Origin of the sequence: Kitasatospora sp. NPDC058492, from assembly GCF_042720685.1 — a bacterium.
GTDB lineage: Bacteria > Actinomycetota > Actinomycetes > Streptomycetales > Streptomycetaceae > Kitasatospora.
Genome location: NZ_JBHXMU010000032.1, coordinates 51,493 through 66,386, shown reverse-complemented (window position 1 = coordinate 66,386; position 14,894 = coordinate 51,493). Strand labels below are relative to the sequence as shown.

Below are 14,894 nucleotides of genomic sequence, written 5' to 3'. Positions count from 1 at the left end.
GGGCATCCCGCCTGGACGCACACCCGAATCGCCCAAGTACGTCCAGTACGAGGACGATCCGGGCGCACGCCCAGCCGGGCGCCCACCGCCGCGGGCTGATCCGCCAAGATCGGCCAGACAGGACCTACCGCCCGGGCACCGGTTAGGCTCGGCCGGTGCCCGCACCCGCGCCGCCTGCGCCCGCAACAACCCCGCCCGCCGTCGAGCAGCCGCCGTCCGGCCCCGCGCCGCGTTCGCCGTGGTGGCGGTTCGCGCTGCTGGTGGTGCTGCTCGGCACCGCGGCCGGATCGCTGCTGCTGTGGAGCCCGACGGCGCTGCTGAACGGCGGCCTCGCCGACCGGATGCCCGGGTACTGGTTCGCGCCGCTGTTCGCCACCGTGTACGCGGTCGGCACGCTCGCCTTCGTCCCCCGGCCAGCACTGAACGCCGCCGCCGGGCTGCTGCTGGGCATCCAGCAGGGCGTGCTGCTGTCGGTGCTCGGCACCACGCTGGGCGCGGCCATGGCCTTCGGGCTCGGCCGGGGCCTCGGGCGCGAGGCGCTGCGGCCGTACCTGCGCGGGCGGGTGCTCGGCACGCTGGACCGGCGCTTCACCGAGCAGGGCTTCCGCAGCGTGCTGGTGCTACGGCTGCTGCCGGGCATGCCGTTCCAGGCGGCCAACTACGGCGCGGCCTTCTCCGGGGTCCGCTTCGCGCCCTTCCTGTTCGCCACCGCGATCGGCGTGGTGCCGACCACGGCGGTGTACGTGACGGCGGCGGCCAGCGCGGGCGAGCCGGGCTCGGCGGCCTTCCTGGTGTCGGCCGGGGTGATCGCGCTGCTCGTGCTGGGCAGCGTGGTCGGACTGTGGCGGGCCGTGGCCGCCCGCCGCCGCGCACCGGCCGCCTGAGCATCTGAGCGCCTGACCGCCACACCCCCTGACCGGCCGAGATTCCGAGGCACTCGGGGGGCGCTCGACAATTCGCTCGCGCCCGCCGGTCGGTGGGCACCAGGATGGCCCGCATGACCGAACTCTCCCCGCGGGTCGACCCGCCGATGGCGGCCGACGAGACTGCCATGCTCACCGCCTGGCTCGACTACCACCGCAGCACCCTCGCGCTCAAATGCGAGGGCCTGACCGACGACCAGCTGCGGCTGCGCTCCGCCCCGCCGTCCGCCCTCTCGCTGCTCGGCCTCGTCCGGCACATGGCCGAGGTGGAGCAGTACTGGTTCCAGGCCGTCCTTCGCGGCGACGAGTACACCGAGAACCACTACTGGACCGCGGCCGACGAGGACGGCGACTTCAACAACGTCGACACCGCCGACGTCGCGGCCGACTTCGCCACCTGGCGCGCCGAGGTCGAGGCCGCCCGCCGCGCGAGCGCCGGCCTGTCGCTGGACACCGTCGGCAAGCGGCTGCGCCGCGGCGAGGAGGTGACGCTGCGCTGGATCCTGGTCCACATGGTCGAGGAGTACGCGCGGCACAACGGCCACGCCGATCTTCTGCGCGAACTGGTGGACGGCACCACCGGCGAGTGAAATCGTTTCCTCATTGTTGACAGATGGTCAATTGCGCGGTGACCGCGACCGATATGGTCTACGCGCGCAACCGTACGGCTCACCGCCGCGTCGCTGATGTTGCCCGGGTTCGCCCGGGTTTCCGTCGCGGCGCGACTCGTACGGGGGCCGCGAGCGGGCACGGGACCGGTGAACAGTGCGATACTCGGACAGTTCCGACGAGTGGATGACGTGTCAAAAAGGACACGCGACCCCGGGGGACCAGGACGGGACGAGGCAGGGAGGCGCGGCATGGGAGCACTTCGCGACGAGCACCACAACGGGTGGCTGATGCCCTCCGGGAACTACCCGGCCGCGGTGTACGAGGACGAGTGGGTCGATCAGGAGACGATGCCGGCCGTCCCCGCGCCCGCGAAGATCGTCTCCCTGCGGCCGACCGGTTTCGAGGCGGCCCGCACGGTGGGCGAGCACATCCGGGCGAGCATCCCGGTGGTCATGGACCTCACCGAGATGAACGAAGCCGAGGCCAAGCGGATGGTGGACTTCGCCTCCGGGCTGATCTTCGGCACCCAGGGCGGCATCGAGCGGATCGCCCGCCGGGTGTTCCTGCTCACCCCGGCCGACGTCGAGGTCATGGTGATCGACCGCCCGCTCGACGAGACCGGGTTCTACAACCAGAGCTGATCCGGGCGGCGCACGGCCCGACCGGGCCGAACCGACCGAACTGAACCGACCGAGCTGAACCGGCCGCACGACAGCGGCACCCCGACCGGGGACGGCACCCGCCGTCCCCGGTTTTTTGCCGCCCCGACCGTGGCGGTCAACGCCTCATCCGAGACGACAGCCATAATTTTGAGACATCCATGTCTCATGTGGCCTACACTCGATTCATGGCCACCGATCGCGACACCGTCCTGGAAGCCGCTGTCGGCGTGCTCTCCCGCCGCCCGACCGCCCACCTGGACGAGATCGCGCGCGCCGCCGGGATCAGCCGCGCCACCCTGCACCGGCTCTTCCCCGGGCGCGAGGCCCTGATCCGCGAGGTCGGCCTGCTCGGCCTGCGCCGGTTCGCCGCCGCCCTGGACACCGCCGCCGTCGAGGACGGCGACGCCGAGGCCGCGCTGCGCCGCCTGGTCGACGCCGCCGTCCCGGACGCCACGCTCTGCGCCTTCCTGGCCGGCGAGAACCAGCTCTACGACGACGACAGCATCAACGACCTCTGGGAGCTCCAGATCGTTCGACTGCACGCGCTCTTCCTGCGCGGCCAACAGCAGGGCACGTTCCGCATCGAGCTGAGCGCCGCCTGGCTGAGCGAGGCCTTCTTCGACCTGGTGGCCGGCGTCGGCTGGGCCATCCAGGACGGCCGCCTCGCCCCGCGCGACGCCGCCTTCTCGCTCGCCGAGCTGTTCCTCGGCGGCGCGCTGCGCCGGCCCGACGCCGCCACTCCCCCGCCCACAGCACCTTCGGCCCGCACACCGGAAACCGATACCCCATGAGCAGTACCGTCCTTGCCAGCCCCCGCCAGCGCTGGACCGGCCTCGCCGTCCTCGTCCTGGCCGTCACCGTGGTCGCCCTCGACGCGACCGTCCTCTCCCTCGCCATCCCCTCCATCAGCGAGACGCTGGAGCCCAGCGGCACCCAGCTGCTCTGGATCGGCGACTCCTACTCCTTCGTCCTGGCCGGCCTGCTGGTCAGCATGGGCTCGCTCAGCGACCGGATCGGCCGCAAGAAGCTGCTGCTGATCGGCTCGGCCGCCTTCGGCGCGGCCTCGCTGCTCGCCGCCTACGCGCCCAGCGCCGGCTGGCTGATCCTGGCCCGCGCGCTGCTCGGCGTCGCCGGCGCGACGATCATGCCCTCGACCCTGTCGCTGATCCGCGGCCTCTTCCCGGACGACCGGGAGCGGGCCACCGCGATCGGCATCTGGGGCGCGGCCGCCACCGCCGGCGCCGCGCTCGGGCCGGTGGTCGGCGGGGTGCTGCTGGAGCACTTCTGGTGGGGTTCGGTGTTCCTCATGAACATCCCGATCCTGCTCCTGCTGCTGGTGCTCGGCGCCTGGCTGCTGCCGGAGTCCAAGGACCCGAAGCCGGGCCGCTGGGACGTGCTGAGCGTCGCCCTGTCGATGGCCGGGGTGATCGGCACGGTCTACGCGATCAAGGAGGCCGCCGCGCACGGCGTGGCGCGCTGGGACGTCCCGGTCGCCTTCGTGCTGGGCGTCACCGCGCTGACCGTCTTCGTCCGCCGCCAGCTGCGGCTGGAGACCCCGCTGCTGGACGTGCGGCTGTTCCGCGACCGGCGGTTCACCGCCGCCGTGCTGGCCTCGCTGATCGCCCTGATCGGCCTGTCCGGGGTGGTCTTCGTGACCTCGCAGTACCTCCAGCTGGTCCGCGGCTACGAACCGCTGCGGGCCGGCCTGGCCGAGCTGCCGGCCTTCGTCGGCGCCGTCGTCGGCGGTCTGCTGACGGCCCGGCTGGTGCGCCGCACCGGCGCCCGGGCGGCGCTGACCGGCTGCCTGCTGGCCATGGGCCTCGGCGTGGGCGTGCTCGGCTGGCTCCAGCAGGACACCACCTACCTGCTGCTGGCCACCTCCTTCCTGCTGGTCGGAACGGCCGAGGGCGTGGTCTACACGCTCGGCGCCGACCTGGTGCTGAGCGCCTCGCCCGCCGACAAGGCCGGCGCCGCCTCGGCGGTCTCGGAGACCGCGTACGAGCTGGGCACCGCGCTCGGCATCGCGCTGGTCGGCTCGGTGGTCGGTTCGATCTACGCCGGCGGGCTCGTCGTCCCGGCCGGGACGGACCCGGCGGCCGCGGCGCGGGCCGGCGAGTCGCTGGGCGCGGCGGTCGAGACGGCGCACGCACTGCCGCAGGGCGTCGCGGAGCCGCTGCTGGCGAGCGCCCGGGAGTCCTTCACGCACGGCATGAACAGCGCCGGCCTGCTGGCCGCCGTCCTGCTGATCGGCGCGGCCGCGATGGCCTGGCGGCTGCTGCGGGGCCTGGACAGCACGACCAGCGCGACCACCCCGGCCACTGCGGTCGAGGTACCCGCTCCGGAGCAGCCGGAGAAGCCGGAGCAGCCGGAGAAGGTCGACGCGTAAGCACGCCCGACACCCCTGCCACCGGCGGGAACGGCCACGGCCGTTCCCGCCGGTGGCGTATCGCGGGCCGGGCGGCCGGAACCGGGGCGACCCAGGCCCAGGAGCATGCGATGTTCAAATGTCTGATGTTTGTATAGGCTGCCTCCATGACACGCATCAGCACACCGCGCAGAACGGCGAGCCTGTCCGCGCAGCTCGTGGACAGCCTCCGCTCGCACATCGAGGCGGGCGGCTGGCCGGTGGGGACGCGGATCCCGCCGGAGCAGGTCCTCGTCGAGGAGCTCGGGGTCGGACGCAGCACGCTGCGGGAGGCGATCGGCGCGCTCGTGCACCTCGGCCTGCTGGAACCCCGGGCCGGGGACGGCACCTACGTCCGCGCGTCGAGCGAGCTCCAGTCGGTCATGGTGCGGCGGGCGAGTTCCGCCCGGCGGGACAACGTCCTCGAACTGCGCACCGTCCTCGAGGAGTACGCCTCGGGGGCCGCCGCCCTGCGGCGCAGCGAGGACCAGCTGCACCAGCTGAGGGAGCTGCTGGCCGACGCCGACGCGGCCTGCGTCGGCGAGGACAGGTCCGCGGCCATGAGTGTCGACGCGCTGTTCCACCGGGCCGTCGTCCGGGCGAGCGGGAACGACCTCCTGATCGAGGTCTACGACTACCTCGGCACGGCCCTCGCCTCCGCCCTGGGAGGCCTGCCCTGGGACGCCACCGCCGCCGAGGAGCACGCCGACCTGCACCGGCGGCTCGTCGACGCGATCGAGGCCCAGGACGAGAGCGGCGCCCGCACCGCGGCGGCAGCGATCGTCCGGCTCACCCACGACCACGGGGTCCAGGCACCACTCACTTCCACCGAACCGGCCTCCACCGAAGAATGAAGACCGCCCGCCCCTTGCCCAGGCCTTCGAGGCCGCAGAGGAGAACACCCATGCCCGTCTTACCGCCCCCGGCCGACGACCTCGACGCACGCACCGCCCGACGCACCGCCCACCTGTACGCGACGGATCCGCAGTTCCGTGCCGCCGCACCCCTGGAGGCCGTCAGCGAGGCGATCCGGCGGCCGGGCCTACCGCTCGCCGACCTCGTGGCCACGGTGATGGAGGGGTACGCGGACCGCCCCGCCCTGGGCGAGCGCGCCACCGAGCCGGTGACCGACCCGGACACCGGCCGCACCACCCTGCGCCTCCTGGACCGGTTCGACACCGCCACCTACGGCGAACTGTGGGAACGCGTCGGCGCGGTGGCCTCGGAGTGGCGCCACCACCCCGACCACGCCGTGGGCCCGGGCGACTTCGTCGCCGTCCTCGGCTCCACCAGCCCCGAGTACGCCGTGCTGGACCTGGCCTGCGTCCGCTCCGGCGCGGTGAGCGTCCCCCTCCAGGCCGGCGCCTCGGCGGAACACCTGGCCCCCGTCGTCGCTCAGACCGGACCACGCCTGCTGGCGGTGGACGTGGCACACCTGGACGTCGCGCTCCGGATCGCGGCGGACACCCCGTCACTGGGCAGGATCGTCGTGCTCGGCCACCGCCCGGAGGTCACCGACCACCAGGAGGCGCTGGACTCCGCCCGCGGACGGCTCGCGGCGCAGGGCCGCGGTGTCACCCTGGACGCGCTGGCATCGATCGTCGAGCGGGGCAGGAGCCTGCCACCGCTCCCCCGGGTCCCCGAGGGCTCGACGGCCGACACGCTCAGCGCGCTGATCTACACCTCGGGGAGCACCGGCACCCCCAAGGGCGCCGTGTACACCGAGCGTCTCGTCAAGCACTTCTGGATCGACTTCGTGCCCGGCCAGGGGCCGCAGCCGTCCATCGTGCTCAACTACCTGCCCCTGAGCCACATGATGGGACGGGGCGTGCTGTTCGGCACGCTCGCCAAGGGGGGCACCGCCCACTTCGTGGCGTCGAGCGACCTGTCGACCCTCTTCGTGGACCTCTCCCTGGTCCGGCCCACCGAGTTCATCCTGGTGCCCCGCATCTGCGACATGCTCTTCGAGCGCTACCGGAGCGAGTCGGCCCGCCGCAACGAGCGGAGCGAGGCGGGGGGCGACACCGCCGGGCAGGCGGACCGCGCGAAGGAGGAGCTGCGGGAGAAGACCCTCGGCGGCCGCCTCCTGTGGGCCACCTACGGCTCGGCCCCGATGAGCGCGGAGCTGGCGGCGTTCCTGGAGAGCTGCCTGCGGATCAGGGTGTTCAACGGCTACGGGTCGACGGAAGCCGGACTGGTCTCGCTCGACGGCCGGGTGCTGCGCCCGCCGGTGACCGACCACCGGCTGGCGGACGTGCCCGAGCTGGGGTACTTCCGCACCGATTCCCCGCACCCCAGGGGTGAACTGCTGGTCAAGTCGGATCGCCTCGTTCCCGGCTACTTCCAGCGGCCGGACGCCACCGCCCAGGTCTTCGACGAGGACGGCTTCTACCGCACGGGCGACATCGTGGCCCTCACCGGCCCCGACGAGTTCGTGTACGTCGACCGCCGTTCCAACGTCCTCAAACTGTCGCAGGGCGAGTTCGTGGCCACCTCCCGGCTGGAAGCCCTCTTCACCGGCAGTCCGCTCGTCCGGCAGGTCTTCGTGTACGGCAACAGCGCCCGCGCCTACCTGCTCGCGGTCATCGTGCCCACCCAGGAGGCGCTCGACCTCGCCGCCGGGGACGGCCCGCGCCTCAGGTCGCTCCTGCGCGAGTCCCTGCACCGCCTCGCCACCGGAGCGGGCCTCAACTCGTACGAGATCCCGCGGGACTTCCTCATCGAGACCGAGCCGTTCAGCCAGCAGAACGGGTTGCTCTCCGGCGTGCGCAAGCTGCTGCGCCCCGCGCTGGCGAAGCGCTACGGCGAGCGCCTCGAAGCCCTGTACGCCGAGCTGACCGAGCGCGAGAGCGACGAACTCCGGGCCCTGCGCCAGGTCGGCCCGTCCCGGCCCGTACCGGAGACCGTGTGCCTGGCCGCCCGCGCGCTGCTCGGAAACCGGCAGGACGACGTCCACCCCGGGACGCGCTTCCTCGAACTCGGCGGTGACAGCCTCTCCGCACTGTCGTTCTCCCAACTGCTCAAGGAGGTCTACCGCGTCGACGTCCCCGTCGACGTCGTCATCAACCCGGTCAACACGCTCCAGCGGGTGGCCGACCACATCGAGAACGCCCTCGCGTCGGGCGACCGGCGCCCGACCGCCGACCAGGTCCACGGACCGGGCGCGACGCGGCTCGCGGCGGGCGACCTGACGCTGGACGCGTTCCTCGACCCGGGGACCCCGACGCGGACCGGCCGGCCGACGGGCCCGCTGCCCGAGGCCCGGACCGTCCTGCTGACCGGCGCCAACGGCTACCTGGGCCGCTTCCTGTGCCTCGAATGGCTGGAGCGCGTCGCGCAGCGCGGCGGCACACTGGTCTGCGTGGTCCGCGGCGCCACCGACGAGGCGGCCCGGGCCCGGCTCGACGCGGCCTTCGACAGCGGCGACCCGGAGCTCCTCCGGCGCTACCACGGCCTTGCCGCCGCGCACCTGGAGGTGGTCGCCGGCGACGTCGGGGAGCGCGACCTCGGGCTCGACCGGGAGACCTGGCAGCGGCTGGCCGACACCGTGGACCTGATCGTCCACCCGGCGGCACTCGTCAACCATGTCCTGCCCTACGACCAGCTGTTCGGCCCCAACGTGCTGGGCACGGCCGAACTGATCAGGCTCGCGGTCACCTCCAGGGCCAAACAGTTCACCTACCTGTCGACGGTCGCCGTCGTCTTCGACTCCGCGGCCGCGGCCGACGAGGACGCGGACATCCGCACGGCCTGCGGGACGCGCGACCTCGGCAGCGGCTACGCGAACGGCTACGCGGCCAGCAAGTGGGCGGGCGAGGTGCTGCTGCGCGAGGCGCACGACACGTTCGGCCTCCCGGTCGCCGTGTTCCGCTCGAACCTGATCCTCGCCCACCCGCGTTACCGGGGGCAGCTGAACGTCCCGGACGTGTTCACCCGCCTCCTGCTGAGCCTGCTGGCGACCGGCATCGCCCCCGGCAGCTTCTACGCCCGGGGCCCCGGCGACGTCGGCGGGCACTACGACGCGCTGCCCGTGGACTTCACCGCGCAGGCCGTCGCCGCGCTGGGCGACGACACCCGGGAGGGGTACCGGACCTTCAACATCGTGAACCCGCACGAGGACGGAATCTCCCTCGACACCTTCGTCGACTGGCTGGTGGCGGCCGGACACCCCCTGACGCGCATCCACGACTACGACGAGTGGCTCGACCGCTTCGAGAGCGCCATACGCGCTCTGCCCGACCGCCAGCGGCAGCACTCGCTGCTCCCCCTGCTGCACGCCTTCGCGACGCCGTCGGAGCCGCTGCCCGGATCCGCCCTGCCGGCGGACCGGTTCCGCGCGGCGGTCCGGGCCGCCGCCCTCAACGAGGAGAACGACATCCCGCACCTGTCGCAGGACCTGATCACCAAGTACGTGGCGGACCTCCGGGCGCAGCACCTGCTGTAGCCGGTCCGCCCCGCCATCCCTGCGCTCGCCATCCCTGCGCTCGCCATCCCTGCGCTCGCCTTCCCCGCTGCCGCCTGGTCGTCGTACGTCGCCGCCGTCCGGGTCGGCAAGTTCGGCGAGGTCTGACGCACACGCCTTGTCCGAGCCCCGCTACCCACGACGGGCAGCGGGGCTCGCGCGTCAGGTCGACGCATAGGCACATCCGGCTGTCACGCCATCTCGGCACCCCCGGTGGGGTGTTCCCGCAGTTGGTCGACCTCCCGGCGGCAGAGAGACCGGGCCGCCCACGCCCGGTGAACCGAAGGAGTGGGGGCGCAGCGCTCGGCACCCTGTGGTGCTGAGGGGTGCCGCGCTCAAAGCTCGGGCACATCACGTGGTCGAGCCGAATTCGGGAGCCAGGGTCACTCAGCCAGCTGACCCTGGATGGACCTGTCGGCGTGGCGGCGGAGGCGGAAGTGTGAAACATGGGACGTATGCGTACTTTTCGTAGTTGCAGGACTCCTCTGAGTCGCAGGATCGCTGCTGTCGCGGCTGCCACGGCGGTGCTGCCGTGCAGCCTGGCCATGGCGGCGCCCGGCGCTCCTGCCGCGGCACCTCACGGCGAGCAGGGTTTTCCAGCGGTGATCGGCAGCGCCACGTTCGTGGTTCCGGCCGGGGTGACCCAGATGACCATTCACGCCTGGGGCCGCGGTGGCGCCGGGGCGGGTGGCGGCGGGGGCGGCGGCGGAGGGGGAGGGGGTGGCGGCGGAAGCTACGCGCCCTTGATCTCCAACCCCGTGGGTGGCGGTGGCGGAGGAGGAGGCGCGGGCGGCAGCGGCGGTGGCGCGGGCGGTGGCGGCGGCAGCGGCGCCTACACGGAGTGCGCACTCACCGTCACGGCAGGCGACACGTTCACAATCTTCGTAGCCGGTGGCGGCGACCGGAGCGCCGGCGGTGGCGGTGGGGCGGGCGGTCGCGGCGGCGCGGCCGGCAGCACCTTCACCAGCGGCAAAGCAGGCACCACCGGCGCGGGCGGCGGAGGCGGAGGCGCCGACACAGCCATTACGACCACCCAGGTCGTGGGGCCTGAAGACCTCATCGAGGCGCCTTCCGGCCGTAACGGGGCCGCCGGGGGCTCGGGCCCCGGCGGCCGTGCGGGGCAGGGCGGGGAGAACGGCAAGATCGGCGGTTCGGGCGGTGCCGGCGGTGCCGGCGGCGTTTCCGGCGGCACCGGCGCAGGGGGCGGAGGCGGCGCCGGGGCCCCCGCCGACCGCTTGGAGCTGTGCTCCGGAACGGGCACAGGACTGGCCGGCAACCCCGGAACCTCGGGTCAGTCCGGTGCTGCGGGTGGCGACGGTGTCACCGGCGGCCAGGGAAGGCCGGGCAGCCCCGGTTACGGCCAACCCGGCGGTTCGGGCGGTGCCGGCGGGACGGGTGGTGCCGGGGCCGCGCCTCCGGCGGCCACTGTCACCCCGCCCGCCGGTACCGGCGTCGGCGGCAGCGGTGGAAACGGCGGCCCCGGCGACGCGGGAGGCGGGGGAGGAAACGGCGGTGCCACGGGGCCCTCCAGCCCGAGTTCATAGGCAGGAAGCGCCGGCACCGGCGGCCAAACCGGCCAGCGGAGCAACCCGAGCGGCCCCGGCTACGTTCTGATCACCTGGTAGGAGACACCCGTGGCGAGGCCTTCGCCGGGCATCAACCGGCGAAGGCCCCGCCGCTGGAACGGCTCCGGTGAGCAACCGCTGCCCGAGCCGACGCCCCTGGCGTCGCCTTCACGCCTGCCGCCTGGCCCCGGATCACCGCCCACCCCGCCTCGTGTCAGTCCTGCCGACACCGGCCAGCTGCTGCCGCTTGTCCGGCTGATCTTCGATTTCTCTGTTCAGGCTCTCACTTCGGGGTGGGGAGCGGGGATTCCTGGGTGCGTAGGCACGCCCGACTCCCCTGCCCACCGGCGGAAACCGGGGCCGCCTGGGCCCAGAGACGTGCGATGTTCAAATGTCTGATGTTTGTATAGGCTGCCTTCATGAAACGCATCAGTACACCGCGCAGAACGGCAAGCCTGTCCGCACCGCTCGTGGACAGCCTCCGCTCGCACATCGAGGCTGGCGGCCGGCCGGCGGGAACGCGGCCTGCGCCGGCGATCGTCCGGCTCACCCACGACCACGGGGTCCAGGCACCACCCACAACGGAGGAGCTATGAGTCCGCAACTGTCCTCGACGCCCCTTCAGCACTCCGTCTCCGGGACGGCGACCACCGACAGCACGCGGCCCGCCGTGTCGATCGGGCTCGTCCTCGCGATCTGCCTCGTGGCGGCCAACCTGCGGACCAGCCTCACCGGCGTCGGCACGCTGCTGCCGGCGATCGAGCAGGGCAGCGGCCTGACGGCGAGCTGGGGCGGGCTGCTGAGCACCCTCCCCCTGCTGACGTTCGCCGCGACGTCGCCCCTGGTGGCCCGGGCCTCCCACCGGTTCGGCAGCGCGCGTCTGCTGGTGGCGGCCCTCGGCGCGCTGGCCGTCGGAACGGTGGTCCGGTCGCTGCCCTCCGTGAGCTGCCTGTTCGCCGGGACGGTGATCCTCTCCGCCGCCATCGCGTTCGGCAATGTGCTGCTGCCCGCCATGATCAGGCGCAGCGTGCCCGCACACCGCATCCAGGGCATCAGCGCGCTCTACGTCACCGTCATGGGCGTCACGGCCGCCGTCTCCTCCGGGATCTCCGCCCCGCTCTCCCACTCCCTGCCGGGCTCCTGGCACACCGCGCTGGCCTGGGACATCGCCTTCACCATCGCGGCGCTCCTCGTCTGGCTGCCCCGGATGCGGGGCGACGGGGCCCGGGCCTCCACCGGCGCGACCCGCAGTCCGGCACCCTGGCGGTCAGGACTGGCCTGGCAGGTCAGCATGTTCATGGGCCTGCAGTCCCTGGCCTTCTACACCGCCGTCGCGTGGCTGCCCAGCATCCTGATCCACCAGGGCACGAGCAGCACCACCGCCGGATGGATGCTCTTCTACTACCAGCTGATCTCCCTGGCGACCAGCGGCCTGCTGCCCCTGCTCACCCGGGGCCGCCACGACCAGCGGTGGACTGCGGCCGTCGCCTCGGTCATCGTGGCCGGCGGCTTCACCGTGCTGGTGTCCGCCCCCGCACTGTCCGTCGTGGCGTGCACCCTGCTCGGACTGGGCGGCGGCGCGTGCCTCGTCCTCGCGCTGACCTTCCAGAGCGAACGTGCCGGCAGCTCCGGCGAAGCCGCCGCGCTGGCCGGCATGGCGCAGTCCATCGGCTACCTCGTGGCGGCGGCCGGCCCGCTCCTCCTCGGCATCCTGCACGACGCCACCGGCAGCTGGACGCTTCCGCTCACGGTCCTGGCCGTCCTCGGTATCGCCATGGCGGCGGCCGGATACGGCGCGGGGCAGGACCGCCACGTGCGCCTTCCTCGGCCTCGCTGACGTCACCGTCACCGCACGCAGCCCCGCCCGTCACGCCTCTCGCCCGTCACGCCTCTCGCGCGTTCACCGCTGTCGCGCGTTCACCGCCCCAGGAGTTCGGCGAAGCGGTCCAGCGCGAGATCGGTGCGCCGGCGGTCGCCGGTGGTCGTGAGATCGAACAGCAGACCTCGGACAACGGCCATCACCAACGTGGGCGTGACGGTGTCGTCAGGGCCGGTGGAGACGTCCCGGAAGGTGGCACCGAGAGTGTCGAACCAGTCCGTGATCGCCTCGGCCTGGTCGGGGTAGTTCTCGGGGTGGACCAGGCCGTCGGCGTGCACCTCGAAGAACAGTCGGACGAACGGCGCACGTTCGTCCGCGCTCATCCACCCCCAGATGCCACGCAGCCGCTCCTGCACGGAGCCCTTCATCGGCGCGGGGTGCCCGGCCAGACGCACCGCGCCTCGGCGACGGGCCTCGGCGAGGACCGCCGCGACCAACTCCTGCTTGCTGCCGAAGTCGTAGAGCAGCATCCGTGGACTGGTGTCGAGGGCTGCGGCCAGTGGCCGCAGGCTCAGCCCGGCCAGGCCGTGCGCCAGCACGTAGTCGGTCGCCCGAGCCAGCGTGCGTTCGCGACGGGCGGGGTCAGGGGGTCGCCCCACGGTGGATCTCCCTTCGGCGCATCGGAGTTGAGACGACATTAGCGAGTATATGGTACGACTGTTTCAATAACGAGGGGAGACCACATGCACACCTTCGACCGAGCACTCGTCCTGGGCCCCGGAAGTCACGTCGGCACGGCCTGGACAGCCGGACTCGCCTACGGGTTGCGCCGCAACGGCGTGGACCTGGGCGAGGCCGACCTGATCGTCGGCACGTCAGCCGGCTCGATCGTCGGAGCGCTGCTCGCCACCGGCCAGGACCCGGGGCGGCTCGCTTCCTCGGCTCGCCAGGCCGCCCACCGGGTCAAGCCCGACCCTGAGCGGATGGGCGCGGTGTTCGCCGTACTCGGCGACCGCAGCCTGGAACCCGGCGAGGCGAGGCGCCGCGTCGGCCGCCTCGCGCTCGACGGCGGCGACCCCCAAGCCGAGGAAGCGCTGATCGCGGGGCGCGCCGCCCTGATCGGTGCGGACACGTGGCCGGAGCGACGACTGCTGATCACCGCCGTCTGCGCCACCACCGGTGAGCCCGTGGTGTGGGACCGCGACAGCGGCGTACCGCTGGTCCACGCGGTGGCGGCGAGCAGCGCCTTCCCCGGAGCCGCACCGCCCGTCGCCATCGACGGCCGGCGGTACATGGACGGTGCGCTGCGCGCGGGCCCCAACGCCGATCTCGCCACCGGAGCCCGCACGTTGGTCGTGGTCGAGCCGATGGCCCACCTGTTCCCCCGGGAACCACTCAACCAGCAGCTGGCGGCAGTGGGGGCGGACACCGTGGTGACCATCGGCCCCGACCCGGCCTCGGTGCGCGCCTTCGGCTCGGACGCGGGCGACCTGGCGGCCTGGGAACCGGCCTACCAGGCGGGTGTTCGCCAGGCCGGCGACGTCGACGCGCAACTCCGCACCATGTGGAGGGCGGAAGCCGACGCGGGCTGACCGCTGATCACCAACGCCTGTCCGTCTTACCGCCGGGGTAGCCCTACTACACCTGACAGTTCACAATCGGGCCCGAAAGGAACTCCAGTCATGAGTGACCGCGCAGACCTGTCCGGCGCTTCCTGGATCAAGTCCTCGCATTCCAACAATGGTGGTGACTGCGTGGAGGTCGCCACCGACTTCCCCAACCTCGCTCCCGTCCGCGACTCCAAGAACCCCGAGGGCCCGGCCCTCGTCTTCCCCGCCGACGCCTGGTCGTCGTTCATCGCCGCCGTCCAGGCCGGCGAGTTCGGCGAGGCCTGACGCACACCTTGTCCGAGCCCCACTGCCCACGACGGGCAGTGGGGCTCGCGCATCGCTGCCGATGACACCGTTCCAGACAGGGCCCCGCCCCGGAGAAGCCGGACAGGGCCGTCCGGTCTCGGTCAGCCGATGGTGACCGACCACCGGCCCCGGGACAGGTGGATCACGCCGTCCGGGGTGCCGACGGCACGGGCCGCGTCCGCCCCGCGCTGACCCCCCTGTTCAACCGGCTGGTAGCGATGGACAAGCCTGGAAGCGGCCTGTCATGTCTCTTGCGCGAGATCGGTATCCCCGTCGCCGCCGCCCGCGGCGCCGCCATTCGACAGCAACTCCTTGAGCCGCCTGCCCCCGTCGTCGCGGCCACTCTGGGCTACCACGACAAGACCACCAGCCGCCACCTCAGGGAGACCGGCGGAACAGGAGCCGATACGCCGCAGAGGATCACACACGGGCATCAGAAGGCTGGGAACCTCGGAGAACTATCGGCAATTGATTACGAGAGCCCGCTGGCGAATTGCGACACTCTCCCATGGGCCAGGTTATCGTTGTGAC

At 72.7% G+C, this 14,894-nt stretch carries 11 protein-coding genes; 10 read left to right on the top strand and 1 reads right to left on the bottom strand.

The genetic code is table 11. From position 1 onward, the window contains the following. The first annotated feature begins 155 nt into the window (after positions 1–155). The 8 genes from ACFWPI_RS21730 (at position 156) to ACFWPI_RS21695 (ending at position 12,465) form a co-directional block, all read left to right on the top strand. Entirely contained in the window at positions 156–884 is a 729-nt protein-coding gene (locus tag ACFWPI_RS21730; protein WP_380372061.1) for a TVP38/TMEM64 family protein, read from the top strand. Positions 885–997: 113 nt separating this feature from the next. Then, positions 998–1,513: a DinB family protein gene (locus tag ACFWPI_RS21725; protein WP_363373428.1), complete on the top strand. Its 516-nt coding sequence runs from the start codon at positions 998–1,000 to the stop codon at positions 1,511–1,513. A 270-nt stretch (positions 1,514–1,783) separates the two neighbouring features. Beyond that, positions 1,784–2,176 (top strand): cell division protein SepF, encoded by a 393-nt coding sequence (locus tag ACFWPI_RS21720; RefSeq protein ID WP_063346197.1) that lies wholly within the window; start codon positions 1,784–1,786, stop codon positions 2,174–2,176. A gap of 206 nt (positions 2,177–2,382) precedes the next feature. Next, positions 2,383–2,988 carry a TetR/AcrR family transcriptional regulator gene (locus ACFWPI_RS21715; RefSeq protein ID WP_380372057.1) on the top strand — a complete coding sequence of 202 codons (606 nt, stop codon included), beginning with the start codon at positions 2,383–2,385 and terminating at the stop codon, positions 2,986–2,988. Further along, positions 2,985–4,583, top strand: coding sequence for an MFS transporter (locus tag ACFWPI_RS21710; protein WP_380372055.1), 1,599 nt, complete (start codon positions 2,985–2,987; stop codon positions 4,581–4,583). Before ACFWPI_RS21715 ends, ACFWPI_RS21710 begins: the two co-directional genes overlap by 4 nt. A gap of 146 nt (positions 4,584–4,729) precedes the next feature. Further along, entirely contained in the window at positions 4,730–5,455 is a 726-nt protein-coding gene (locus ACFWPI_RS21705; protein ID WP_063346199.1) for a FadR/GntR family transcriptional regulator, read from the top strand. A 50-nt stretch (positions 5,456–5,505) separates the two neighbouring features. Then, complete coding sequence (gene car / locus ACFWPI_RS21700) at positions 5,506–9,045, top strand: carboxylic acid reductase (protein ID WP_380372052.1); 3,540 nt, start codon at positions 5,506–5,508, stop codon at positions 9,043–9,045. A gap of 2,175 nt (positions 9,046–11,220) precedes the next feature. Continuing rightward, entirely contained in the window at positions 11,221–12,465 is a 1,245-nt protein-coding gene (locus ACFWPI_RS21695; RefSeq protein ID WP_380372049.1) for a CynX/NimT family MFS transporter, read from the top strand. Positions 12,466–12,545: 80 nt separating this feature from the next. Here ACFWPI_RS21695 and ACFWPI_RS21690 read toward each other — a convergent pair whose 3' ends face one another. After that, a complete protein-coding gene (locus ACFWPI_RS21690; RefSeq protein WP_063346201.1) occupies positions 12,546–13,106 on the bottom strand; it encodes a TetR/AcrR family transcriptional regulator in 561 nt (186 codons plus the stop codon). Positions 13,107–13,190: 84 nt separating this feature from the next. On the opposite strand from ACFWPI_RS21690, the gene ACFWPI_RS21685 reads away from it, so the two are divergent. Together ACFWPI_RS21685 and ACFWPI_RS21680 are read left to right on the top strand one after the other, a co-directional pair. Further along, the gene (locus ACFWPI_RS21685) at positions 13,191–14,039 is read left to right on the top strand and encodes a patatin-like phospholipase family protein (RefSeq protein WP_380372046.1); all 849 of its coding nucleotides are present in this window, start codon (positions 13,191–13,193) and stop codon (positions 14,037–14,039) included. 90 nt (positions 14,040–14,129) lie between these two features. Beyond that, positions 14,130–14,342 (top strand): DUF397 domain-containing protein, encoded by a 213-nt coding sequence (locus tag ACFWPI_RS21680; RefSeq protein ID WP_380372043.1) that lies wholly within the window; start codon positions 14,130–14,132, stop codon positions 14,340–14,342. Positions 14,343–14,894 lie beyond the last annotated feature (552 nt).

Excerpts from the sequence above, each read along its gene's own strand:
- ACFWPI_RS21725 (WP_363373428.1), top strand. The coding sequence starts at position 998 with ATGACCGAACTCTCCCCGCGGGTCGACCCGCCGATGGCGGCCGACGAG.
- ACFWPI_RS21720 (WP_063346197.1), top strand. The coding sequence starts at position 1,784 with ATGGGAGCACTTCGCGACGAGCACCACAACGGGTGGCTGATGCCCTCC.
- ACFWPI_RS21715 (WP_380372057.1), top strand. The coding sequence starts at position 2,383 with ATGGCCACCGATCGCGACACCGTCCTGGAAGCCGCTGTCGGCGTGCTC.
- ACFWPI_RS21710 (WP_380372055.1), top strand. The coding sequence starts at position 2,985 with ATGAGCAGTACCGTCCTTGCCAGCCCCCGCCAGCGCTGGACCGGCCTC.
- ACFWPI_RS21705 (WP_063346199.1), top strand. The coding sequence starts at position 4,730 with ATGACACGCATCAGCACACCGCGCAGAACGGCGAGCCTGTCCGCGCAG.
- car (WP_380372052.1), top strand. The coding sequence starts at position 5,506 with ATGCCCGTCTTACCGCCCCCGGCCGACGACCTCGACGCACGCACCGCC.
- ACFWPI_RS21695 (WP_380372049.1), top strand. The coding sequence starts at position 11,221 with ATGAGTCCGCAACTGTCCTCGACGCCCCTTCAGCACTCCGTCTCCGGG.
- ACFWPI_RS21685 (WP_380372046.1), top strand. The coding sequence starts at position 13,191 with ATGCACACCTTCGACCGAGCACTCGTCCTGGGCCCCGGAAGTCACGTC.
- ACFWPI_RS21680 (WP_380372043.1), top strand. The coding sequence starts at position 14,130 with ATGAGTGACCGCGCAGACCTGTCCGGCGCTTCCTGGATCAAGTCCTCG.